At 62.6% G+C, this 23,228-nt stretch carries 24 protein-coding genes, 3 tRNA genes and 1 pseudogene; 18 read left to right on the top strand and 10 right to left on the bottom strand.

Translation table 11 applies throughout. The features are described 5' to 3' along the window. Positions 1-13: 13 nt before the first annotated feature. The 3 genes from EGH24_RS04830 to priS are packed head-to-tail and all read right to left on the bottom strand — an operon-like array spanning position 14 to position 2,928. A complete protein-coding gene (locus EGH24_RS04830; RefSeq protein ID WP_142979033.1) occupies positions 14-445 on the bottom strand; it encodes a hypothetical protein in 432 nt (143 codons plus the stop codon). Between the two features lie 6 nt (positions 446-451). Then, a complete protein-coding gene (locus tag EGH24_RS04825) occupies positions 452-1,771 on the bottom strand; it encodes a DNA replication complex subunit Gins51 (RefSeq protein ID WP_142979032.1) in 1,320 nt (439 codons plus the stop codon). Further along, positions 1,768-2,928 carry a DNA primase small subunit PriS gene (gene priS / locus EGH24_RS04820; protein ID WP_142979031.1) on the bottom strand — a complete coding sequence of 387 codons (1,161 nt, stop codon included), beginning with the start codon at positions 2,926-2,928 and terminating at the stop codon, positions 1,768-1,770. Before priS ends, EGH24_RS04825 begins: the two co-directional genes overlap by 4 nt. 142 nt (positions 2,929-3,070) lie before the next feature. Between priS and EGH24_RS04815 the strand changes: the two genes are divergently transcribed. The 8 genes from EGH24_RS04815 (at position 3,071) to EGH24_RS04780 (ending at position 9,907) form a co-directional block, all read left to right on the top strand. Then, positions 3,071-5,581 carry an efflux RND transporter permease subunit gene (locus EGH24_RS04815; protein ID WP_142979030.1) on the top strand — a complete coding sequence of 837 codons (2,511 nt, stop codon included), beginning with the start codon at positions 3,071-3,073 and terminating at the stop codon, positions 5,579-5,581. Between the two features lie 31 nt (positions 5,582-5,612). Next, entirely contained in the window at positions 5,613-5,927 is a 315-nt protein-coding gene (locus tag EGH24_RS04810; protein ID WP_142979029.1) for a DUF5785 family protein, read from the top strand. Positions 5,928-6,073: 146 nt separating this feature from the next. After that, a complete protein-coding gene (locus EGH24_RS04805) occupies positions 6,074-6,568 on the top strand; it encodes a GNAT family N-acetyltransferase (protein ID WP_142979028.1) in 495 nt (164 codons plus the stop codon). A 17-nt stretch (positions 6,569-6,585) separates the two neighbouring features. Further along, positions 6,586-6,659: transfer RNA gene (locus EGH24_RS04800), tRNA-Thr, on the top strand. 73 nt (positions 6,660-6,732) lie between these two features. After that, on the top strand, positions 6,733-7,626 hold the full coding sequence (locus EGH24_RS04795; RefSeq protein ID WP_142979027.1) for an EamA family transporter: 894 nt from the start codon (positions 6,733-6,735) through the stop codon (positions 7,624-7,626). 89 nt (positions 7,627-7,715) lie between these two features. Then, a complete protein-coding gene (locus EGH24_RS04790) occupies positions 7,716-8,321 on the top strand; it encodes a response regulator (protein WP_142979026.1) in 606 nt (201 codons plus the stop codon). Between the two features lie 40 nt (positions 8,322-8,361). Further along, entirely contained in the window at positions 8,362-8,784 is a 423-nt protein-coding gene (locus EGH24_RS04785) for a hypothetical protein (protein ID WP_142979025.1), read from the top strand. Positions 8,785-8,848: 64 nt separating this feature from the next. Further along, positions 8,849-9,907: an AI-2E family transporter gene (locus tag EGH24_RS04780; protein WP_142979024.1), complete on the top strand. Its 1,059-nt coding sequence runs from the start codon at positions 8,849-8,851 to the stop codon at positions 9,905-9,907. Positions 9,908-9,916: 9 nt separating this feature from the next. Here EGH24_RS04780 and EGH24_RS04775 read toward each other — a convergent pair whose 3' ends face one another. After that, complete coding sequence (locus tag EGH24_RS04775; RefSeq protein ID WP_142979023.1) at positions 9,917-10,834, bottom strand: SDR family NAD(P)-dependent oxidoreductase; 918 nt, start codon at positions 10,832-10,834, stop codon at positions 9,917-9,919. Positions 10,835-10,921: 87 nt separating this feature from the next. On the opposite strand from EGH24_RS04775, the gene EGH24_RS04770 reads away from it, so the two are divergent. Then, positions 10,922-11,425 carry a hypothetical protein gene (locus EGH24_RS04770; protein WP_142979022.1) on the top strand — a complete coding sequence of 168 codons (504 nt, stop codon included), beginning with the start codon at positions 10,922-10,924 and terminating at the stop codon, positions 11,423-11,425. A 135-nt stretch (positions 11,426-11,560) separates the two neighbouring features. On the opposite strand, the gene EGH24_RS04765 is transcribed toward EGH24_RS04770, so the two are convergent. Further along, positions 11,561-11,634 (bottom strand) — tRNA-Thr (locus EGH24_RS04765). 86 nt (positions 11,635-11,720) lie between these two features. After that, a pseudogene (hpt, locus tag EGH24_RS04760) lies at positions 11,721-12,287 on the bottom strand (hypoxanthine/guanine phosphoribosyltransferase). Positions 12,288-12,424: 137 nt separating this feature from the next. Between hpt and EGH24_RS04755 the strand changes: the two are divergent. Then, positions 12,425-12,691 carry an HAH_0734 family protein gene (locus EGH24_RS04755; RefSeq protein WP_142979021.1) on the top strand — a complete coding sequence of 89 codons (267 nt, stop codon included), beginning with the start codon at positions 12,425-12,427 and terminating at the stop codon, positions 12,689-12,691. Positions 12,692-12,740: 49 nt separating this feature from the next. Here the strand turns inward: EGH24_RS04755 and EGH24_RS04750 are convergent, their stop codons facing one another. Both EGH24_RS04750 and EGH24_RS04745 read right to left on the bottom strand, forming a co-directional pair. After that, positions 12,741-14,669 (bottom strand): ABC transporter ATP-binding protein, encoded by a 1,929-nt coding sequence (locus EGH24_RS04750; protein WP_142979020.1) that lies wholly within the window; start codon positions 14,667-14,669, stop codon positions 12,741-12,743. A gap of 102 nt (positions 14,670-14,771) precedes the next feature. Beyond that, positions 14,772-14,972: a hypothetical protein gene (locus EGH24_RS04745; RefSeq protein WP_142979019.1), complete on the bottom strand. Its 201-nt coding sequence runs from the start codon at positions 14,970-14,972 to the stop codon at positions 14,772-14,774. A 244-nt stretch (positions 14,973-15,216) separates the two neighbouring features. Between EGH24_RS04745 and EGH24_RS04740 the strand changes: the two genes are divergently transcribed. From EGH24_RS04740 to EGH24_RS04725, 5 genes are all read left to right on the top strand, one after another. Next, a complete protein-coding gene (locus tag EGH24_RS04740; RefSeq protein WP_142979018.1) occupies positions 15,217-15,612 on the top strand; it encodes a DoxX family protein in 396 nt (131 codons plus the stop codon). A gap of 104 nt (positions 15,613-15,716) precedes the next feature. After that, positions 15,717-16,586: a CheF family chemotaxis protein gene (locus EGH24_RS04735; RefSeq protein WP_142979017.1), complete on the top strand. Its 870-nt coding sequence runs from the start codon at positions 15,717-15,719 to the stop codon at positions 16,584-16,586. A 140-nt stretch (positions 16,587-16,726) separates the two neighbouring features. Then, a complete protein-coding gene (locus EGH24_RS15755) occupies positions 16,727-16,849 on the top strand; it encodes a hypothetical protein (protein WP_281284929.1) in 123 nt (40 codons plus the stop codon). Positions 16,850-16,923: 74 nt separating this feature from the next. Then, on the top strand, positions 16,924-17,886 hold the full coding sequence (locus EGH24_RS04730; RefSeq protein WP_142979016.1) for a sulfite exporter TauE/SafE family protein: 963 nt from the start codon (positions 16,924-16,926) through the stop codon (positions 17,884-17,886). Further along, on the top strand, positions 17,883-18,110 hold the full coding sequence (locus tag EGH24_RS04725) for a hypothetical protein (protein ID WP_142979015.1): 228 nt from the start codon (positions 17,883-17,885) through the stop codon (positions 18,108-18,110). The genes EGH24_RS04730 and EGH24_RS04725 overlap by 4 nt, the downstream gene beginning before the upstream one ends. A 347-nt stretch (positions 18,111-18,457) precedes the next feature. Here EGH24_RS04725 and EGH24_RS04720 read toward each other — a convergent pair. After that, positions 18,458-18,532: transfer RNA gene (locus tag EGH24_RS04720), tRNA-Glu, on the bottom strand. A 219-nt stretch (positions 18,533-18,751) separates the two neighbouring features. Here EGH24_RS04720 and nadA point away from each other — a divergent pair. From nadA to nadC, 3 genes are read left to right on the top strand one after another with little or no spacing between them, the layout of a single operon-like run. Further along, positions 18,752-19,885, top strand: a complete 1,134-nt coding sequence (gene nadA, locus EGH24_RS04715) for a quinolinate synthase NadA (RefSeq protein WP_142979014.1) — start codon at positions 18,752-18,754, stop codon at positions 19,883-19,885. A gap of 1 nt (position 19,886) precedes the next feature. Continuing rightward, positions 19,887-21,449 (top strand): L-aspartate oxidase, encoded by a 1,563-nt coding sequence (locus EGH24_RS04710; protein ID WP_142979013.1) that lies wholly within the window; start codon positions 19,887-19,889, stop codon positions 21,447-21,449. Next, entirely contained in the window at positions 21,449-22,270 is an 822-nt protein-coding gene (nadC, locus tag EGH24_RS04705; protein ID WP_142979012.1) for a carboxylating nicotinate-nucleotide diphosphorylase, read from the top strand. Before EGH24_RS04710 ends, nadC begins: the two co-directional genes overlap by 1 nt. Positions 22,271-22,282: 12 nt before the next feature. Here the strand turns inward: nadC and EGH24_RS04700 are convergent, their stop codons facing one another. Beyond that, the gene (locus EGH24_RS04700) at positions 22,283-23,134 is read right to left on the bottom strand and encodes an MOSC domain-containing protein (protein ID WP_142979011.1); all 852 of its coding nucleotides are present in this window, start codon (positions 23,132-23,134) and stop codon (positions 22,283-22,285) included. Positions 23,135-23,228: the final 94 nt, after the last annotated feature.

Raw genomic sequence — 23,228 nt, 5'->3', positions numbered from 1 at the left:
TTCGCCACTTCGATCACACGCGACCGCTGCCAATGAGGACGAGCCCGAGGATACCGCCGAGATACAGTCCATTGAGAAACGGCTCCGGAAGCGGAACGAGACCAGCACCGAACGTCCCGACGACGACAGCCGCCAGCGCGGCAAGCGTCCGAACCGGCGACGACGCCAACGATCGACTAAATCCACGAAGCGACCAGTAGATCGCCGTCGGCAGCGAGGTCACCATTTCCCCCAGCGACCCACGCGAATCCGGGTTTGACGCCGTCGGCAACGACTCGTATTCGGTCCGCGAAACGCTCACCGTGCGACCGGGGTGAATCCGCCGGCCATCGGCGTCAGCGACGTGGAGCAACGTCACCGACGCGTCCGTAACGCCGACGACACGGTAGGTGCCGGGGTGGTCACTGTCCTGTCGTTCGACGTGCTCGTACACTTCCGGAGACACAGGGCGTTACTCGAGTTCCGTCGCGGCGTCCTGCTTGAGCAGTACCTCTGCGTTGGTGGTGGGGAGGGTGACGACATCCTCCGTTTGCAGCGTGTACTCGCGTTCGTCGACGCCGAAAATAGTTCCAACATCGTCGGTGATCCGAACCATCGTCCGAGGCGTCGAATCGGCAGCGGTGGCCGTCTCTGGCGTTGATTCGGATTCCTGTTGGGTCGTCTGCTGCGTCGGGGAGTCAGTTGCTGCTGACTCGGCGGGCGGTTCTCGCTCGACCGTCTTCGCTGCGGTTGCCGCCCCGGTTGCGGCTGACTGGGCTGAGTCCGACTCAGTCGCTGCCGGTTCGGTCGTCGCTGCCGGCTCGGCCGCTTGCGACGCAGTCTGTGTCGTCGACTCAGTTTCGAGTGCCGATGCAGCGTCCGGCGTCGCTGTCGTTTCAGTGGTCGCCTCTGAGTCGGGAGTCGTCGACCCCGTCGTCGGGTCTGCCGGCTCCGACTGTGGTAGCTCTGAGTGAGAGGAACCAGATTCCGGTCCTGCTGGCGACGAGGGTGTCGGCTGGGCGTCCGGCGTATTGCTCGGCTGTGGCGAGCGCGTCGTGCTCCCGCCGTCCGGCGCGGGGACGCTGTCGTCATCGGAGACAGTCGCGTCAGTCCCGCCGAGAGCCGCGTCGGTGCCATCGGTATCAGTACCGCTGGCAGGGTCCTCAGCCGGCGGTCGCTCCTCAGAACTCGACTCGGATTCGGCCGCGCCGCCCATCGCGTTGGCCAGCACGTCGTCCGTTTCGCTCTCGGCTTCCGGCGGCGTCGGTGGTGAGTGCCCGCCTTCAGCGTTCGCGCCGCCGATGGTGGTCGGCTCGTCTTCGGGCATCGCCTCGGTCGCTGGCGACGCTGACGTGTCGGTCTGTGGTGTCGGTTCGGTGCTGTCGGTCGGTGACGACGCGTCAGCCTCGCCGGCCAATACGTCGAGGACGGAAGCTTTGTTCTGTTTGATTCGGGTGACGAGATCGTCGAACAGCTCCTGTTCCTCGACGGTCATCCCTTCCTCGCTTGCGGACATGTCCGCCGCGGCGAAGCTGGCGAGTTTGACGACCTTGCCGACGCGTCGCTCGTAGAGGGCTTCGGCGACCTCCTCGGCAGTATCGAGTTCGTCAGAGAGCCGACGCACTTCGTCGTCGCTGAAGGGGTTGTCGACCTGTTCGGCGCGTCGGTCGCGCTCGGCGCGCAGGTCCTGAATGTAGGCCGCGACGTCCTGATAGAAGGAATCCCGCAGCTGCTGGAGGCTGTCTTTCCGGCGTTCTTTGGACTGTACCGTCCGGAGTTCGTCGAGATTCATGCTGGGACCTTGATCGCTTCGTCGCGCGCCATCAGGAAGACGCCGACGTGTTCCGGTACTGAATGCACACCATCATCCAACTTAATCGTATCGCCGCCGAGATCGACGCGGCGGGGCTCGTGCAGCTCAACCGTAATCTCGCTGCCGGTAAACCGCGACGGAATCGCGTCGGTCAGCGGCTCGAAGTCGGCGAGGTCATCGCGGTCGATCGGTGTGACGACCAGTCCGCTGCCGCCGTGGAGCGATCCCGGCAGCCGGATCAACCGGTGGGTGTCGGTCGTCACCGGCTCGTCGATCGGTGCGGCGTGCTCCTCGGCGACCTGTCCGGCCAGCGTGTCGGCGATGAGGCGGATGCCGGGGCCGCCCGCTTCCATGTTGCCAGTCTCGATCGCCTCGGGGTTGCGTTTGATCGCACCCAGCACCGTCTCCGCGCGGCCCTCACCGATGCCATCGAACTCGGTGAGCCGATCGAGGGCCTCGCTCTGGTCGCGGTCGCGGAGTTCCGCGGTCAGCGCGGTGAGTTCGCGGTGAACGCGGCGACCCCAGCCGCCCTCCGTGCGGAGCAGTCGCTGGTTCGTCCCCGCGGCGGAGACGACGCGGATCAGGCCGTCGGTGTCGAGATCGCGGCCGCGGACGTAGTCGACGATCTCCCGGCGGGCGTCGCTGTCGAGGGACTGAATCGAGTCGTCGCGGACGTGGACGTGGTAGCCACGGCCGCCGGAGAAGACGATCTGGGTGTCATCAAAGGCGAAATCGTCCTCCAAAAAGTCGAGCAGTCGGTAGAGGGCGTCCTTACACGCCGCCAGCATCGCCTTGTAGGTCGTTTCGCTCGGGTCGACGCCGGGGAGGTGGTCGGCGTCGAGATCGAAGACGAGGTCCGCGCCGCGCCAGCCCTTCGCGGACATCGTGCTCGCGCCGGGATCGTCGTACCGTGCGGCCGAGAAGTAGGCGTGTCGCGGCGCGGTCCGCGTCAGAAAATCGTCGAGATCGCCGAGATCGAGTTGTGACTGGTGGCGCACCATCGTCGTCTCGCTCCCGGGCGTCCACGGGATGTGCCCCCACTCGCGTTCGTTGGCCGCCGGCGGGGGTGAGATCTCGATCCCCCGGTAGTAGTCGGCGAACCGGCCGCGGAGGTACTCCCGTGTGCGTTCGTCCATCGCTGGCCGCCGGTTGGCGTGGCCGCCCCATAGTCGTTGTCGTTTCCGGGGTGCTGTAGCGACCGCTCTACCACCGCGGTCTGTTGGCTGAACTAGACACGTTTTTCAGCCCCCCTACAGAAAAAACAGTAAACAGATTTAGATGGAGTACCAGTGGCTCATCGACCGCGTCGACGACCTCATCGTCAACCGCTCAAAGACGGTTATCATCGCCTTCCTGCTGGTCACCGTGCTGTTTGTCGGTGGGATCGGCTCGATCACCACCGAGAGCGGCCAAGAGCAGTTCATCGAGGATCTGCCCTCCTTCCAAGCCGTCGAGGAGATCAACGAGGACTTCAGCCCGACGTTCACCGACGTGACGACGAGTACGACTCTCGTCCAAGAGTCCTCCAACGTGTTATCGAAAGGGTCGCTGATCGACATACTGGAAACCCGCCATCGAATCCTCGAAACATCCAAACTCAGGGCGAAATCGGTCTCAGTCCCGGCTGAAACGGTCGCCACGACGCTCGATCCGTCGGCGACAACAGCCGAGGCACAGCTCCGTGCGGTCGAACGCGCCTCGCCGAGCGAAATCGACGCCGCGATCCGCGAGGCCGCCGACCAGTCCGGCTTTACGAACCAGTTGAGCGACGATTTCAATCGGCAAACGGCGTCGGCCACAGCAGCTCGCGGTAGCGTCTCACACATCGCCGGCCCCGGCGCGGGCGCATCGGGCGGGCCGGGCGGCGGATCGAGCTTCCCTGCCGACCGCGTCGAACGAATCAACAGCATCGCTCACGACGAGGCCTCGAACATCTGGGTACAGGGGACGCCACCGAATACGATCGGCACGACCACGGGGCTCGTGTTGCCAGCAGCGATGTTGCTCATCCTGCTGTTTTTGACCGTCGCCTACCGTGATCCCGTCGACATCGGCATCGGACTCTTGGCGATCGTAATGACGCTGCTGTGGACGTTCGGGTTCATCGGCTACGCTGGGATTCCGTTCGCCGCACTGTTGATCGCGGTTCCACCGATCCTCATTGCAATCGGTATCGACTTCGGTATCCACTCGATCAATCGCTACCGCGAAGAGCGGGTCACAGGGCTCAGTATCTCCGAGGCGATGACTCGGACTACCGATCAGATGTCGGTCGCCTTCGCCATCGTCGCCGGCACCTCAACGATCGGGTTTCTCTCGAATCTCGTCAGCGCGTTCCCGCCGACACGGGACTTCGGTTTCGTCGCTGCCGTCGGTATCGTCTTCACGTTCCTCATTTTCGGTGTGTTCGTCCCCGCGCTGAAGGTGAGCGTCGATCGGGCGCGAGAAAAATACCCGATTCCGACGCTGTCGAACACGCCGCTGGGATCGGAAACCTCGCTGCTCGGGCGGCTCTTAGCGGGCGGCGTCACAGTCTCGAAGCGCGCGCCGCTGGTGTTTCTTGTACTCCTGCTTGTCGCAACAGCGGGCAGCGGGGTGTATGCGACCGGCGTCGGTACCGGATTTAGCCCTGAGGACTTCCAGCCGGCCGAGGAAACGCCGGAGTATCTGCAGTCGCTGCCGGAAGCGATCCGACCGCCAGAGCAGTTCGAGTACGTCCGCATCAACAACTACCTCGACCGGAACTTCCAGGAAGACACGCAGGTGTTGATGTACGTCGAGGGACCGATGAGACAGGATAGCGCGCTCGAACAGATACATCGAGCGACACAGGATCCGCCGTCGACGTTCCGGTCGGATCGCCGACAAGCCGAAACCCAAAGTATCATCACGCTGATCGAGTCACGCGCCGAGCGCGATCCTGAATTCCGCGCCCTCGTCGAGCGCAACGACCGCAACGACAACGGGATTCCCGACGACAACCTCCCCCAGATTTATAACGCGCTCAGTAAGCCGGCCGACAGCGACCTCAGCGGGTTCCTCGGCGATGAACGCCGCAGCGCGCAGGTGATCTTCACCGCTGATGGCGACGCTGACGACCGTGTAGTCACTGACGAAGCCTACAGCGTCTCCGAAGGATTCCGGGCGAGTGCCCAACCGACCGGGAGCGTCATCATCTTCGATGAGGCGGTCGCACTGATTCTCCAGTCGGCGATCCAGAGCCTCGCGTTGACGCTGCTCGGCGCGTCAGCGTTCCTCCTCCTCGCCTACTGGATCGTCGAGGGGCGGCCGTCGTTGGGGCTGGTCAACGTGATTCCGATCGCGGTGACCGTCGTCGCCTTGGTGGCCACAATGCGAGCCCTCGGCCTCGCGTTCAACGCGCTCAACGGGACGATCCTTGCGATCGCCGTCGGGATCGGGATCGACTACGCCGTCCACGTCGTCCATCGGTTTGCCGACGAATACCACGACCGTGAGCTCTATCCCGCGCTCACGCGGACCGTGGTGGGGACCGGCGGCGCGCTCACCGGCAGCATGTTGACGACGGTCTTCGGGATCGGCGTCCTCGTCCTCGCGCTCAACCCCGCCCTCGGCGCGTTCGGCATCCTGATTTCGCTGAGCGTGCTGTATGCGTTCCTCTCGTCGGTGTTCATCCTGCCGTCCGCACTCGTCGTCTGGGAACGACTCACCACCGGTCAGGCCGCGAAGTTGCCCGAGGTTGCAGCCACACAAAACGCCCTCGCGGCGTGGCGGTCGCCGTCGACGCCGGAGGAAGGCGGCGGAGCGTAAGACTAACTTCCCCGGCTTGCCACCGTCCGGTATGGATTGGCCACACGATCCCGATGGGGAGCAGGGCAGCGAGGGCCGCCGCGTCTATGGACACGCCGTGATCGCCAAGAAGGTCGACGACGAGGAGGATTTCCCGCTCGTTGTCGACGAGTTCGTCGAAGAGTTCGGCGACGATCCGATCCGGATCGACTACGAGACAGTCGTTCCGCTACGCGAAATCTTCGAGCACGTCGAGGCAAGCGAGTTCGAGGATATCGTCTCGATGCATCAGGGCGTCGGGAAGGCGATGCGAGACAACGACCTCTGGTTCTACGAAGGTGCCGATCAGTTCACGCGAACGCGGTAGGCGAGTCGAACCGTAGTCAAGCAGGCTCAATGCGGCTCCCGGCGGCCGCATCGCTCGCGCTACTCCGCTTTCCGTGATCACCGCCACATTGACTCGTGGCAGAGCTATTTATTCGCGCCCCTCGTAGCGACCCACAGCGTCGGCCAATGGAAATCGAACAGGCAACCGTCGACGACGTGGAGGCACTCGTCGACTGCTGGATCGACCTCGCGGCCGGTCAGCAGCGACACGGCTCCCGGCTTGAGGCCGAACCAAACCGTAAGGCAGCGACCGATACGATGGCCCGCCACGTCGTCATGGGCGGCGTCCTCGTCGCCCGCGAGGAGTCGAGCGATAAGCAATCGATCCGTGGGTTCGTGATGTTCCACACTGAGGAGGGCACCTACAGCCAAACCGAGTCGACCGGCGAGATCGCCAACCTCTACGTGCGGCCGGACGCCAGAGACCACGGGATCGGCAGCGAGTTGCTGGCGGCCGCCGAGGCCGATCTGGCCGCCGAGGGTGTCGAAACGATCACGCTCGACGTGCTCGCCGACAACGACGCGGCTCGGCGGTTCTACGGGCGACACGACTACACGCCCCACCGGATCGAACTCACGAAGCGGATCGAAACCAATACACACTCAAAGGATGAAAGCTAACTGCCGGCCGGCACCGCGCTAGGAGAGCATGGGGGGTTCATGCACTCGACTTGTAATCGAGACTTCCGGGGTTCAAATCCCTGTCCTAGCTTGTCGCCGTTTGACGCCGCCACTCTTTTCGAGAGTCCCGAACCCTCAACCCATCAGGCCGAAAAGTGAGTAGCATGCAGGTCGGTTCGCTGGTCGGCGTCGGGTTCGCGGTGTTAGCTGCCCTCGCGCTCGCGGCCCAGAGCCTCGCGGTTCGAGTCGGGACGAAAACCCAGTCCGTCGCCGCGGTAACTGCAGTCATGTACGCCGTGAACCTCGTCGTGTTGCTCCCGCTGGCGGCGGTCGTCGCGTACCCTGATTTTGCGCTGACGCCGCGCGCGGTCGTCGCCTTCGCGGTCGCGGGGCTGTTGGGCTCGCTGGTCGGCCGGCTCTGTTACTTCATCGGGATCGAACGCCTCGGATCGAGCCGGACGGAGCCGCTGAAAGCCCTGTTCCCGCTGGTCGCCGTCGGCACCGCGGTGGTCGTCCTCGGCGAGGAGGTGACGGCGACGCTGCTGGCCGGCGTCGTGTTGCTGGTCCTCGGCGGGGCCGTCGTCACGCTCGATAGCCGCGATAGCCCGACGACACCGCAGGGGCGGGACCTCTGGATTGCGCTGGCGTTCCCGCTTGCGGCCGCGTTCTTTCTCGGCGTCGATCCGGTCTTTACGAAGATCGGATTGGCTGAGGGTACGTCGCCGCTGGTCGGCGTGACGATCCGTATTCTCGCAGCCGGCGCGGGGTTTGCGGCATATTTGCTGTGGCGACCCGCCCGAACCGGCGGTTTCGAGTCGTTGCAGGTGACCCGGTGGCTGCTCGTCGCCAGCGTCGCCAACACGGTGTATCTACTCGCCTACTACGCTGCACTCGCCCGGATCGACGTGGCGGTAGTCACCCCCGTCTTGGGACTGAGCACGCTGTTCGTCGTCGCCGGCGCGGCGGTCTTCCTCCAAGGGGACGAGCGGGTGACGTGGCGACTGGTCGGTGCGACGGTCATCGTCGTCGCCGGCGTCGTTCTCGTCGTGCAGGGGTGAGTCAGCTGGGATGACCGTCGCCGACGACTCAGCGAATCCGGGGCAATTAAATTCAATGAGAGTGTTGGCGGTGGTACACTGATCAAGCAATGGGGGGCGAGGAAACGGATGTACCGCGAGTTCTTATTGTCGACGACGAGCCCGACGTAGCGGACCTCTACGCCCATCGGCTGGACGTCCAGTATGAGGTGACGGTCGCCAATGACGGAACGACGGCCCTAGAAATCCTCGATTCCGAGTCCGTCGACGTAATGTTGCTCGATCGACGGATGAACGGGATCACGGGCGATGAGGTGCTGGAAACCGCACGCGAGACGGGTCATGACTGCCGGATCATCATGATCACGGCCATCGATCCGGACGTCGACATCGTTGAGATGCCGTTTGATGACTACCTCTGTAAGCCGATCGGCCGGGAAACGCTGCTGGAGGCGATCGAGCACCAACTCATCGCCAAGGAGTACGGCGAAACGATCCAAGAGCTGTTCAGCGCGACCGCGAAGCTGGGCGTCCTCCGCGCCGACAAACCCGCCGAGGAACTCGAATCGCTATCGGAGTACCAAGCACTGAAATCCAGAATCGAAACGCTGCGCGCCGAGAACCGCGACCGTCTCGATGAGTTGGGCGACTTCGAGGTCGCGTTCAACGAAATCGACCGCGGGCCGAAGCAACCCGAACGCAGTCGGCAGCGATAGCCGACACGGACGCCACCGAGACCACGACCAGCAACACACCATGACCGACGAGCAACTCGATCCACCCGACGGCTGGACCGTCTCGACAGCGACAGCGACGCATATCTCGCTGTACCACGCCGCGGGCAACGGCCGATCGCTGGTGGTGCGGCCGACTGAACCGGGCTCGGAGGAGTGGCTGGTGAAGGGACTAGCTGGCTACGAGCCGCCGTATCCAATCTTTGCCGACGACGTTGCCCGCGCGGCGGCGATCGAGGAAGCGATAACCGTGATGGAAACGATCGCCGCCGGCGAGTCGGTAGAGCCGCTACGAACGGAGTCAACCGCTGATGGCAACGCAGTAGCCACCGCTGGCGACGACAACGAAACGACAGGGGATGCACAGAAGGAAGAAAAGGAGTCGGACGATGCAGTCGACCAAGCCGATCTCACGGCGTTCGCAAGCGAGGGCGACGACAAATAGTCACAGCACCCCCGGCGACACCGATCCATCAGTTTTTACATACGTTTAGCGATAGCTGCCGAGTATGAACGAAAAGCGGGCCGTCGTCGCCGCCTTTGGGGTGGCAGTGGCTGCGATCATCGGTTATCTCATCTCCCAGTTCATCGCCGCGTTCACGATCTCAGTCTTTCTGTACTACTCCTCGCGGAACTTCTACCACAAGCTGGACCGGTTCGGGATGCCGAAACAGCTGCGGGCGTTGTCGACGATTTCCGTCCTCGTCGTGCCGTTTCTGTTGCTGTTCAGCTACACGCTCGTGTTGCTGGCCGTCGAGATCCGGTCGTTCGTCGAGACCTACCCCGTCGTCGAATCAGTGCCCGACGATGTCGCGTGGTTCGAGGGCGTCGACGGACTTCCCGAACCGACGATAGACGGGATCATCAACGCCTATCAGGCCGGGCAGTTGGACGTGTTCATCGGGTTCGCTGTCGATCACGCCGCCTTTGCCACCAGTCTCGTCAGCGGGCTGCTGTTGAACACGTTCATTATTGCTGTCGTTACCTACTACCTCCTGATCGAGGGCTCGACGTTCCGGGCGTGGCTGCTCCGGTTCGACGACGACGATATCGTCCGGGAGTTCTTCGAGGCCGCCGACGATGAGTTGGAGGCAGTGCTCTTCGGAAATCTCCTCAACGTGATCGTGATTTCACTGATCGGCGTGCTCGTCTTCATGGGGTACAACGCCGTTGTGCCCACTGCTGTCGAGGTGCCGTACCCGGTGTTATCCGGCGCGCTGACCGGCGTTGCCAGTCTGATTCCGGTGATCGGGATGAAGATCGTCTACGTCCCGCTGGCGATCATCGCGGCGGTGCCGGTCATGCTCCAGGGACAGACGGCACTGTTGTTGTACCTCGGTGGGTTCCTCATCGTCGCGGCCGTCCTCGTCGATACGATCCCGGATATCGTCCTCCGGCCGTACCTGAGCGGGAACCGAACGCACGTCGGGCTGTTAATGTTAGCCTATATTTTCGGCCCGGTCGTGTTGGGGTTCTACGGGCTGTTTTTCGCGCCGATCGTGTTGGTGATCGGGCTCACCTTCGCCGACACGGCCCTGCCGCGGCTGCTCGGGGCCGACCCGGTGTAATAGAGTTTCTCACTCGGCTGTCGATTCGGCGGCCAGCGGTTCAGGGATGTCCAGCACGTCCGCACTGTAAGACCACAGGCGGTTGGCCGCATCGGTATCGCGGGCGGCTTCCGATGGCGTTTGCGGCCGTTGGGACGCGAAATATCGCCCGGAGACGGACGCAATGCGCGGTGAGAAGGCGGCATGGAGGAGTTCGGCAGCCCCATCGGCGACCGTCGTGACGCCCGGCAGCCAGCCCGCCCCGCTGACCAGCCGCGAGAGCGGGCCCGGGAGGAACCGCCAGAAGCCGGAACCGGGGATTGCGCCCGGATGCAGACTGTTGGCCGTGATCTCGATGTCGGCCTCGCCGAGTCGCCACGCGAGTTCTGACGAAAAGAGGATGTTGGCGAGCTTCGAGTGGCTGTAGGCCCACATCGCAGCGTAGCTGTCGACCGATTCGATGCGGTCGAGATCGAGGGACGCACCTCTGTGTGCGCCGGAGGCGGTCGTGACGATGCGGGCACCGTCGTTGCAGTGATCGAGGAGTTCGGTCGTCAAGAGATACGGGCTCAGATGGTTCACGTGGAAGGTGTATTCGACGCCCAATTCGGTGAGCTCGCCGGAGCGGAAGAAGCCGCCGGCGTTGTTGATGAGGACATCCAGTCCAGTAGTCGCCTTCCGCACCGACGAAATCAATCCCTCGACTGCATCGACCTCAGCAAAGTCGGCTTGGAAAAAGGTCGCACTCGCGCCGGTGGACTCGATTTCGTCGACAACGGCGTTGCCCGCGGCGGCATCGCGGCCGTGGACGAGTACGTCCGCACCCATCCGGCCACAGGCCAGTGCTGCGGCGCGCCCGATGCCACTGGTCGAGCCGGTGATGAGGACCGTCTTCCCTGAACAATCGACATCCGCGACGCCAGCGATCGCCTCCGGCGAGTCAGCCATGTTTCGTCCAAGAACGGCCGCGAGGTTAAATGATATAACTCTCTACCGTTGTCAGCGTTTTAAGTTATCACTATCTAAACTGAATTTATGCACGAAAACCCGTGGCAGACGGTGCTGGATACACTATACAATATGGGTGGGAAGGGGGAACACCCGAGCGACGATACAGATCAGCCATTGGATTCCGATGACAACTTGGTACAACAAACAGACTTGTCCAACGAGGGTATCAAAACGGCTTCAAAGACGCTTCAAAATATGGGACTCGCCGAGAGCAACACAATCGGCTTATATGAAGATGGTGAACCAGTTCGGTATCTAATTGAACTAACCGGCGAGGGATACTCATTTGCTCACGAGCGACAACAAGAGAAACGGAATATCCGCTCAAATCGCTCAGTGGCACTCCTCACTGTCGTACTTGCATTCGTGGGGATGGCGCAGGCGATGGCACTCACTGCACAGGTTTCCGATTCTGTAACGGGAACAATATCCCTTATTACAACCGTCACAGCGGGTGTGATCCTACTTGTGATTTATACACAACTCGCCAGATCCGGGGTGCTGGATTCGCTTGATTTGAATGAGTAGTACCGTCCGTTTGCCGTCAGAAAAACTAATGCGGCTTACTCTCACCAGCGAGGATCACAAACAAACTAAATCACTTAACAGCCAGTCAAAACTTAACAAAACAGATCGCTCTCAACTGAGGCACAGTAAATATCAAGCCGGAGGAGGGAATTGAACCCTCGGCCTAATCCTTACGAAGGATTCGCTCTGCCAGGCTGAGCTACTCCGGCACGCCGTCGCTGGCTACTACTTCATTTCGGGATTGCAGAAATAAGGGTTGCGAAACAGCCGCCCGAGGGCGACAGCACCGACGCGATCAGTCGTCACCCATCGGGTCGACGATTTCGACCTCGCCGTCCTCGACAGTCACGTTGATCAGCGTCTTCACGTGGTAGTCGGTCTCGTCGAGTTCGTTGGGGCCGGCCTTCTTGATGACGGCGACGACATCCGCGATTTCGGTGCCGATTTCGGTCAGCGCGTCGAGGATCGACGCCATCGTCCCGCCGGTCGAGAGCACGTCGTCGAGGACGAGCACGCGGTCGCCCGGCTCCACATCGTTGATGAACATCTCCGACTCGGAGTAGCCCGTCTGTTTCGCCAGCGAGACCTCACCCTCCAGTCCATAGGAGCGTTTCCGGATGACNACNAGNGGNATNTCNGTCATCAGCGAGACGGCCGTNGAGATGTGGATNCCCATCGCCGCNGGCGTNACGATCTTGTCGACGTNNTCGANNTCNGCCTTCCGGATGATNNNGATGACGATCTCCCGGAGCAGCTCGGGCCGTAACATCGGGACGCCGTCGCTGATCGGATGGACGAAATATTCGTACTCCCCCTTTTCGATGATCGGCGCGTCGAGAAGCGACTGCCGCAACAGATCCATACCGAGGGTTCGGCAGCGGCGACCTAAAGATGACGGTCTCGACGACGACGCAGCAAGTCAACGGAATCGATGCCGCAGCGACACCACCGACGACGCCGCACCGAAGCCATTAACAGCGGGCCACGCCAAGCGCGAGTATGCAGATGCTCATCGTCAAGGGCGACCCCGGGATCCGCAAGGACGCCATCATCAACTACGATGGGGAAGAGAAGGTCTGTTTCTCGATCCAGCGACAGGGCGACTGGCACGGCCCCGACGAAGTCCAACTCTGGTGTACCATCGGCACCGAAGACGAACGCGAAACCTTCGAGAAACGCGAATACGTCCCCAACTGGCTCGACGTCGACACCATCGACGCCGAAGCTCTCGACGTAGTCAAAGCCCGCAGCGGCCTCTCGGTCTAATCCCCACGCTTCTCTCGCTGTTTTTGATTTTCTCGCCGGAGTACGTCTCTCAGTCGTCGAGTGCAGGGAGCTCGGCCGCATCATCGTCGTCGTCAGTTTGGGCCTCCCAGAGATCGGCGTAGGCACCCTCGGCTGCGAGGAGGTCGTCGTGAGGGCCTTCCTCGATGATCTCGCCGTCGGCCATGACGACGATCCGGTCGGCGTCCTGAATCGTCGAGAGGCGGTGGGCGATGACGAACGCCGTCCGGTCGGCGATCAGCCGCCGTAGGCTCGCCTGAATCAGCTCCTCGGTTTCGGTGTCGACATCGCTTGTCGCCTCGTCGAGTATGATGATCTCAGGATCGTTCAACAGCGCGCGGGCGATCGAGAGCCGCTGGCGTTGGCCGCCGGAAAGTTTGACGCCGCGCTCGCCGATCTGTGTCTCGTAGCCATCCGGTAAGTCGGCAATGAACTCGTGGGCCTCCGCGGCGCGAGCGGCGTCGACGATCCGGCTGTCGATCCCCTCGCCATCGAGCGTTGAGAGGTCGCCGTAGGCGATGTTCTCCTCGACCGTGCCCGAGAAGAGATACGGGTCCTGCTCGACGACGCCGACATGCCGGCGGAGATGCTGGAGGTCGTACTCGCGTACGTCAACGTCATCGACGCTGACGGCACCCGAATCCACATCGTAGAACCGCGGGATCAACTTCACGAGCGTCGATTTCCCGGCCCCGGTTTCGCCAGCGAGGCCGATGGTTTCGCCCGCATCAACGTCGAGCGAAATATTCGAGAGGACATTCTCGCCGCGGCCCTCGTAGCTGAACGTCACGTCATCGAAAGCAACCCGACCGTCGCGGATCGGCTCGGTGACGGGATCGGCCGGCGGCGTGATCGTCGGCTCATGGCCCAACAGACCGAAAACGCGTTCCGCGCTGGATTTCGCCCGCTGGTACTGGTTGGCGGTTCGGCCGATCCGCCGCATTGGGCTGTACATCCGCCGCAAATAGAGGAAGAACATCGTGAACGTCCCGGCCGTAATCCCGCTCGACAGCGACAGCGCGCCCAGCGTGTAGCCGCCGGTGATCACCATCTCGCCGCCGACCAAGAGGACGCCGACGAACGCAAGTCCGGTAAACAGCCGAATCGTCGCAAAGAAACCGCGTCGGATTTTGAGGGCCGCAATCTGTTCGTCATGGTAGGCTTGGCTCTGGTCGCCGACCCGTTCGCGCTCGAACCCGTAGCGGTCGAAGGCTTTGATGACTTTCGCACCGCTGATGTTGTTTTCGAGTCGGGAGTTCAGGCGGGCGACGCTCTCCCGTATTTCCTTGTACTTGGGTTCGATCCACGTCAGGAACCGCACGCTCCCGTAGCCGATGATCGGCACCGGGATCAGGACGATCGCCGCGAGCGGTGGTGACATCACCAACAACACCGCTCCGATACCGCCGACGGTGGCGACGACGCGGATGATCTGCCGGGTCTCCCGGCTGAGGAAGGTCTCCAACTGATTGATGTCGTTGTTGAGGATCGACATCATCGCGCCGGTCTGGTGGTTCGCAAAGAAGTCCAAGGAGAGCCGCTGCATGTGGTCATAGGTGTCGTTGCGGAGATCCCGTTGGATCTTCTGGGCGGTCGCCTCAAGCAGATAGCGTTCGGCGAAGCGAGTGACCGAGCGAACGAGATACGCGATCACTGCAATCAGGGCGAGTCGCTGCAACAGGCCGAGTCTGGCGGCGGTCGTCGTTGCCGGTGCGGCAGTTACGAGGCCGAGATCGGCGAGCAGTCCCGGCTCGGCCGACTGATTGATGACGCGGTCGATGGCTGCCCCGACGATGATCGGCGGGACGAGACGGGCCAGCCGCGTCGTGATCGAGGAGCCGATGCCGAGTGCGAGGCGGCCCCAGTAGGCGCGGGCGTACCGCAACAGCCCCACCATCGGGTGGCCGTCGACCTCCTCGCGGACATCGGCGAACCCACCGTTGTCGTCGTCGGCCGACATGAAAAATACAAGCGGCGTGAGCCTCGAAAGGGTTGTGACATTCGACGCGGTCGGTTGCGCCGAAGTGTGAGCGAGAGCGACGTGGCGACCGGCTGGCGTCGCCTACCGTTTCTGTTTCACCGGTTCGTAGCCACGAGCGGCCAGTACGCGGTCGCGTCGCCGGGTTTCGGCTTTCAGTTTCTTTGACGGCGACGTTCCTTGTTGCATGGCCTGTCGGCGGCACCGCTCTTGGGTCATCCACCGCGATTTCTCCTCGGCAGTCAATGCATCCCAGTCAGGTGGGAGATCGTAATCGTGTCTCATACTGTTGGCATTGGTATGGTAACACTACACATATAAACGGGTTTCTGTCGACCTAATATTCGAGTTCAAACAGACACTTTTTGTCGTGAACTGCGTTTGTTTTTTGTTATTTCTCATCTAAGTTGCCTATTTACTCTACTTTTAGCATCGTATTGATTAACTATGTTAGATTCTATCTGTTGATAGAGACACAGGGTAGTGGGTCGGCCTCAGTGTTTTTGTGACCGGCCGTTGTCCACTCCGTATGAGCGATTCCACGGCCGACACCGGATCGTCGCTGTCGACGGTCGGGCGGCTCCTGTTCGGATTGGGCGTTGCACTGCAGGCCAGCGAGGATTTCCGAGAGATGGACGACACCATCGAGTACGCCGAATCGGCCGGCGTCCCGTTTCCGGAACTGATGGCCCCGTTGGCGTCGGGGATGATGGTCGTCGGTGGGCTCGGGACTGCCCTGTGGCGGTTTCCGCGGCTGGCAACGGGCGCGGTCGCTACGTTTCTGGCGGTCGTCACGCCAACGATGCACGATTTCTGGAACGCCGACCCCGACGATCGCAGCGGCGAGCGGCTGGCGTTTTTCGGCAACCTCGCCATGCTCGGCGCGGCCGTCGCGTTCCTGCGGGCCGCCTATCAGGACGAGTGACGACCGTCGACGGAGCTAATCGCCGGCAGGGATTTCCGATACCAACCGAACGCGTCAACGAATGAGACAAAACACCCAATATCCATCCGTGCAAACGGCGGGCCATGAGTGAGGAGGTCGTCGCCGACTTCACCGGAAAGCTCCTCACGGACGACCTCGATCAGCTCAAACCGGTCAAAGGGCGCGTCCTCCTCAACCGCGAGCAACTGGTCTTGGTGACAGGCGAGGGCAAGGAAGTGATCTTCCTCTCGAAGATTATCAGCACGAACCCCGGCTCCGTCGCCGCCAGCGTCTCGCAGTTCCTCGAAGAGGCCATCGCTATCGCCTACGAGCGCAACGGCAATCAAAAACGAGCCATCGTCGGCGGCAACACCCAGACGATCGCCAAGTTCCGCACGCTGCTGTTCAAACTCCTGATCGGCAAACAGACCGTGATCGCCAAACACCCGGCGAAACGCGGCGGACGCATCACCGACGCCTCGGCGCACAAGATGGTGCTGGATCTCGAAGAGTCGGCGATCACGCTCAGCAAGGACGACCAGACGGCGACGATCAACGTTGAGTCGGTGATCGGCTTCGAACACGAAACGCGGGACCTGTTCGACAAACCGCGGCCGACGCTCTCGATCGATCACGCCGCCGGCAGTACCACGCTGACGACGTTCATCTCGCTGCTCAGCCAACGAAAGCTGAAGTTCCTCAGCCAGTTCATCCGACTCAACTACAGCAAAGTCGTTGACGACGTGAAGAATATCGACGTCAGCGACACCGAAACCCAAGCCCTTGTCTCGCTGTACAGTGCCGGCGGCAACGCAACACTCGATGCGGTCATCACCGGCGACGAAACCGAACAAAAAGCCCTCCTCCAGAGTCTCAAAGAGAAGGGACTGGTGACGAAAGACGACGGGCAACTCCATCTGACCTCCCGCGGCGAGATCGTCGTTACCGACCGCCTCGAATCGGTCAACGAGTAGGCGGCGACACGTCTGAGGCGGCCAAGAGACGACGAAAGCGGCTACGTCGCGGATCACCGGCCGACGGTGATGCGTCCACACCACACAACGAACCTAACTATAAATCGATCTCCCGTATAGAGTGTGATAGACGTTCACAAATGAAACGACAAGAAATGGCACTCCTCCGAAAGGAATGCGTCGAGGGCAACGACCGAGCGTGTCACACGCTCGAACGGGTCTGTGAGGACGGCAGAGACGATGCCTGTCACTACGTTCCATAACTCGTCGGACACAGGACGATAGGAACGTATCCGAGACGGAGTGAAGCGATATTCTATCGAATGATGCACAGCCAATGACGCGGCGATCGGTCGGGACGATCCTCGCAGTATCGACACTGGGGGTGTTTTTGTTCACGATCACAGTGTCGGCCACTGAAACGGTGGCACAAGCTGCGACAACGGTCCCTGTCGACCGGCTGGTCGCCCATTGGTGGGTCTTTCCGGCAGCGATCCTGTTTTCGACGATCGCACTGGCAGCCGGCGTCTCGGGCGCGCTGTTTTTCACGCCGTTTTTCCTGCTCGTTGTCGGGCTCACACCGGCAGAAGCCGTCGGCGCGGGGCTGTTGACCGAGTTGTTCGGGATGAGCAACGGACTGCGATCCTACGTCAAACAGGGCGTCGTTGACTACGACACGGCGAAATACCTGCTCGCTGGGGCGGTGCCGGCGGTCGTTGTGGGCGCGTTCGCCGCCCACTACATCGAGCCCCGACTGCTGAAACTCGCGTTCGGGGCCGGACTCGTGGTCCTGGGTGGGTTCCTCCTCTACTACGACCCGCCCGAAAACGCGGTCCCTGGGAATGCAGAGAACGCGTTCTTAGAACGGAAGAACAAGGGCCGTGGAGTGACCACGATCGAAGCGACGGATGGAGCACAATACAGCTACGAAACGTGCTGGCGACCACCGGGCGTCGCGTTGTCGACCATCGGCGGCTTCATCACTGGCCTGATCAGCGCGGGGCTGCCGGAGATCGTCACCACTCAATTGATCGTCCGGTGTCGCCTCCCGCCGCGGGTCGCGGTGGCGACGAGCGTGTTTGTCCTCGCTATCGCCGCCGCCGCTGGCGCGGCCGTCCACGCGTTGACGGCGACGCCGGTCTGGTACGTCGTCGCCTGGTCGATCCCCGGTGTCCTCGTTGGTGGCACTGTCGGCACCCATGTCGGGAAGCATCTCCCGAGTGAGTTGATGGAGTCCGGGCTGGGAGTCGTCTTCGGGATCGTTGGCCTCATTGTCCTCACGATGGAGGTGATGGTATGAGCGACGACGAGTCAGTGCTCGGCGCGCTCTCACTCGTCGGCCTCATCAGCTTCTGCTGTATCGGGATCGGCGCGGCCGCCGGGAGTGCCGCACTGATCGGCGGTGCCGCTGGCACCACAGTCGCCATCGGCGGGGCCAGCACACGCGGGACGCTGATCACCGCGCTTGTCACCGCGCTCACGGTGCTGTGCATCACGCTCATTGTTCGGTGGCGTCGCAACTAAGCAGGGTGACTGCGAGGAGAATCGATTTCTCTCAGCGAACGGAGCAAATAGGGAATCTTACCGAGTCACGGAGCGGCTGGCATCCGTCACGGGCAGTTCAGAGTGCGGCTGCTGCTACCGGCGGCGGCACTGCGGACATTTTGCGGTGGCAGAAATCCCTCGCGGAATCCGTCGTCCACAGTCACATCGAGGACCGTCGTCAGCGTCGGTAGTATCGGTCATTGTTAGCTCGGTGCCACGTGCTTCGGACTCAGTAGCATTTAATACACCGGTCACGTGTCACTGTCGTGTCGTTTGCCGGCATTGACAACACCGAACGCTCTCGGAAGAAGAATCGAGGCAGAAAATGCTCCGGCGGGGATTTGAACCCCGGTCATTACCGTGAGAGGGTAATATGATTGGCCGGACTACACCACCAGAGCAGACCGCATTCCTGCGAACGCACTCGTCGGTAGCCGGGTTGGTATCAAAACAGTTGCGCTTCGCCCGCCGCGTGCGAGGCGGTGACGAACCGGGTGACTGTAGAACGCAATCCCGCCGCAATCCGGGTTATACGAACATCTTCACCCGAAATAAGGTATTGAATAGAAAACCTCTTCAATACAGGCACCCTCGTACGAATACCCGAAGGACTCGACCCTATGGCCAACATGGAAACAGCGACGTTCGACACGGAGCTGAGCCTTTTTAAATACGACAATCTCGAACAGCTTCCGTCGAGTCACCGCGACCTCACCGAAGCCGAACGCGAACCACGCATCGAAGCCGCTCTTGAGGTACTCGGCGACGACGTGGTCATCCTCGGCCACAACTACCAGCGACGGGAGATCGTCGAACACGCCGACTTCATCGGCGACTCCTACGCCCTGAGTAAACACGCTGCCGAGGCCGACGCCGAGTACGTCATCTTCGGCGGGGTGACGTTCATGGCCGAATCAGCCGACATCATCACCGACGACGACCAGACGGTCATCCTCCCCTGTATGGAGGCATCCTGTCCGATGGCCGGCATGGCCGAAGCCCTGCAGGTCGACGCCGCATGGGAGCAGATAACCGCCGCCGACCCCGACAGCGAGATCATCCCGATCACCTATATGAACTCGTATGCCGACCTGAAGGCCTTCTGCGCCGAACAAGGCGGCCTCGTCTGTACCTCCTCGAACGCCCACAAGGCCTTCGAGTGGGCCTTCGAGCGCGGCGACAAGGTGCTCTTCCTCCCGGACAAACACCTCGGCGAGAACACGGCTCACCGCCTCGGGATGGAGGATTCCATCGCCGAGTGGAACCCGTGGGATCCTGAAGCGAAGGACGCCGACGAACTCGAAGACGCCGAGATCGTCCTCTGGGACGGCTACTGCCAAGTCCACGAGCGATTCACCGCCGAGCACATCACCGACGTGCGCGAGCGACACCCCGACGCCAATGTCGTCGTCCACCCCGAGTGTCGCCGCGAGGTCGTCGAAGCCGCCGACTTGGTCGGCAGCACGGCGACGATCACCGAAGTCGTCGAGGAAGCCGACCCCGGCGAGACGTGGGCCATCGGCACCGAGATCCACCTCGCCAAACACCTCGACCGCTGGCACGACGATGTGAACGTGGTGCCGCTCTGTGGCGACGCGTGTATGGACTGCGACGCGATGCGACAGATCGACCCGAACTACCTGACGTGGGTGCTCGAAGAGCTGGCTGCGGGCCGCGAACACAACGTCATCGAGGTCGCTCCCGAGGAGAAGGAACTCGCGGGCGTCGCCCTCGACCGGATGCTGGAACTCTAAGATGGCAACCGAATCGACCGACGAAGCCGGCGCGGAGTCGAACGCAGAGCCACGAACAGCTGACGTGCTCGTCGTCGGCAGCGGGATCGCCGGCTGTGCGGCCGCCCTCGCGGCCGCACGAAAGGGCGAGGAGGTACTGCTCGTCACGAAGGCCAGCGAGCCCGAAGACGCCTCTTCCGACTGGGCACAGGGTGGGATCGCCACCACCCGCGGCGACCCCGACTCGCTCAAAGAGGATATCATCGATGCCAGCGCAGGGGTGGCCGATCCCGAGGCGGTCGATGTACTCGTTCGAAACGCCGCCGACGCCGTCCGCGATGTGCTGATCGAGACGCTCGGCGTCGATTTCGACACCCTCGGCGCGGAGTATGACTTCGCACAGGAGGCCGCCCACTCCGAGGACCGCATCCTCCACGTCGACGCCGCGACCGGCCAGCACGTCCTCCGGCCGTTTCTTTCGCATCTCGACGAGGTCGACAACGTCGAAATCCTCGAATCGACGGCCGCGCTCGAACTCCTCCGCCACGAGGGCCGCGTCCACGGCGCGCTGCTCGATACCGAACCCGACGGCGAACCCGTTTTCGCCGGCGCAACCGTCCTCGCCACCGGCGGCATCGGCGACTGCTTCGAGCAATCGACCAACCCGCCGGGCTCGACCGGCGACGGCATCGCTATGGCGTTTCTGGCAGGTGCCGAAGTCGACGACATGGAGTACGTCCAGTTCCATCCGACCGCCGCTGATGTGGAGGAACCGTTCCTCCTCAGCGAGGCGGTTCGCGGTGAGGGAGCCCTCCTTCGCAACGCCGACAGCGAGCGATTCATGCCCGACTATCACGCCGACGCCGAACTCGCACCACGGGATGTCGTCGCCCGCGCCGTGCAGGACGAGATCGACGCGACCGGCGGCGTAACGCTCGATGTCAGCCCGCTGGCCGAACCCTTCGACAAGGCGTTTCCGAACCTCGCCGAGAAATGCGCCAATCACGGGATCGACCCCGCCGACGGGATTCCGGTCGCGCCCTGCGAACACTTCCTCTGTGGTGGCGTCGCCGTTGACGGCCACGGCCGCGCGACGCTCGACCGCCTCTATGCGGTCGGCGAGTGTGCCCACACCGGCGTCCACGGCGCGAACCGACTCGCCTCGACGAGTCTGCTTGAGGGCCTCGTCTGGGGGCTCCGCGCTGGCCGGGATGCGGCAGGTTTCGAGCCAGAGAAGATCGAATACCAGCGGCTCCAGAACAGCGATCCCGCCTTACCGGACCGCTTCGCTGGCGAGAAATTCCACCGACTGCGCCGGATCGTCAGCGGTGAACTCGGCCTCCGACGAACGAAAAGCGGGATCAACAGCGCGCGGGGCGTCCTCCGGCGACTCAAAGGCGAGGTCGACGCCTACACCCGAACGCGGACCTCCCGCGGGCTCTACGAACTCCGGAACGCGACCGTCGTCGCCATTCTGATCGCCAACGCCGCCGGCGAGAACGACGAGAGCGTCGGCTGTCACTATCTCGTTGACGAGGCGGCGAGCGAAACCGAATCAACGGCGACAGCGACGGACGGGGACTGATGCTCACGGCCAGTCAGATCGACCGGTGGCTCCAGGAGGATATCGGCCACCACGACGTGACTAACGACGTGCGCGGCGAGACGACCGGGCGACTCGTCGCCAAGGAGTCGGGCGTCGCCGCCGGCATCGACGCCGCCGGGGCCGTTTTCGACCATCTCGGCGTCAACATCGACCGCGAGGTCGCCGACGGCGACTCTGTCGACGCGGGCGAAACCGTGCTCACGACGAGCGGCCCCGCCCGCGAGACGCTGCGCGCCGAGCGTGTCGCAGTTAACCTCGCAGGCCACGCCTCCGGCGTTGCCACGAAAACGCGCGAGGCCGTCGAGCGCGCGGCCGAAGTCGCTAGCGACGTACGAATCGCCGGCACACGCAAGACGACGCCCGGCCTGCGCGGAATCGAAAAACGCGCCGTCGTTGCCGGCGGTGGCGACACCCACCGGCTGGATCTCTCGCATATGGTGATGATCAAGGAGAACCACATCGCCGAGATGGGACTTGAAACCGCCGTCAAAACCTTCCGAGAGCGCGCCTCGTTTGCGACAAAAATCGAGGTCGAAGCCGAATCGGCCGAGCAGGCCAAGCGGGCGGCTGCAGCAGGTGCCGACATCGTCTTGCTGGACAACATGACGCCCGCCGAAACCGAAGAAACGGTCGACGCCCTCAGCGACGCGGACGACGCAGGCGACGTGCTGACCGAAGCCAGCGGCGGCATCGCACTCAACGACGTGGCGGATTACGCCGCCACTGGCGTCGACATCATCTCGATGGGCTCGCTAACGCACTCGGCTCCGAGCCTCGATTTCTCGTTCCGAACCGGCTGAGCGAGGGCTATCTTACTCGGCTGGTACTGGTGTGTCGTCGGCTGTCACCGTCTCGCCGACGGTCAATTCGTCGCCGACAGCGATCGTTTCACCCCAACTCGTCTCCGGAACTGCGGTGTTGACCATCAACCGGAAGTCGTGGTTGAACCAGTCGCCGCCGCTCCAGTCGGGCATCGTGGTCCGACGCTTTTCGATGAACGTCTTGTTGAAGTCCTCGATCTCATCGCCGGTATCCGGATCACGACTCGGAACAACACACCGCTGACAGGGATTGACGCCGAAGAAGTCAGCCTCGCCAATCGAAAACTGAACACGGCTGTCGCGCTCGGCAAACAGGTGATCTTCCCAGAACGCCGGCACGCCACTGACAACGATGTTCGGTCGGAGACGACGCCGCATGCCCGCAGCATCGATACCGTCGAACCAGTCCGCGACGGTGTTGATCGTCGCCTTGCTGATGATCGTCGGCCCCGAGGCAGTGGTGTCATCGGGAAATCCACCCTCGCGGTTGCGGTCGAGCGTGACGGGGTAGCCGAACCACTCGCGCAGCCAGTCGGCGAGAGCGGCTGTTTCGTCGCTGTCGACTGCACCTAGTTCGAACTGGCGCGGCTCTTGGGCCGGCGTCGACAGCGTGACCGCCGCTGCGCGCGCTGTCTCGCCGTCATAGGTCGCACGGATCGGATGGACCTGCTGGTCGTTCTTGCCGTTGACGTAGTCGCCGTCCTCGTCGAACAGTGCGTACTCGCGGTCACCAGCGAGGCCGCCGTTGGTAACGATTTCGACACGCTCGACTGGCCGGCCGTCAAGGGATTTGATCGGATAAATCGATATGTGTTCGACTGTCGCCGAGTCCGGAGGTTGCATGTCGGCGGAACGGCACGCCGAATAGAAAAACCGTCGGTCCCGCTAGATATTCGTCGGCAGCGATGTCGGCCGCGTTGGCCGCGCGATCCGCTGG

Source organism: Halonotius terrestris (assembly GCF_006861665.1).
GTDB lineage: Archaea > Halobacteriota > Halobacteria > Halobacteriales > Haloferacaceae > Halonotius > Halonotius terrestris.
Note: the sequence above shows the minus strand (reverse complement) of the source record. Positions and strands in the feature narration are given on the sequence as shown.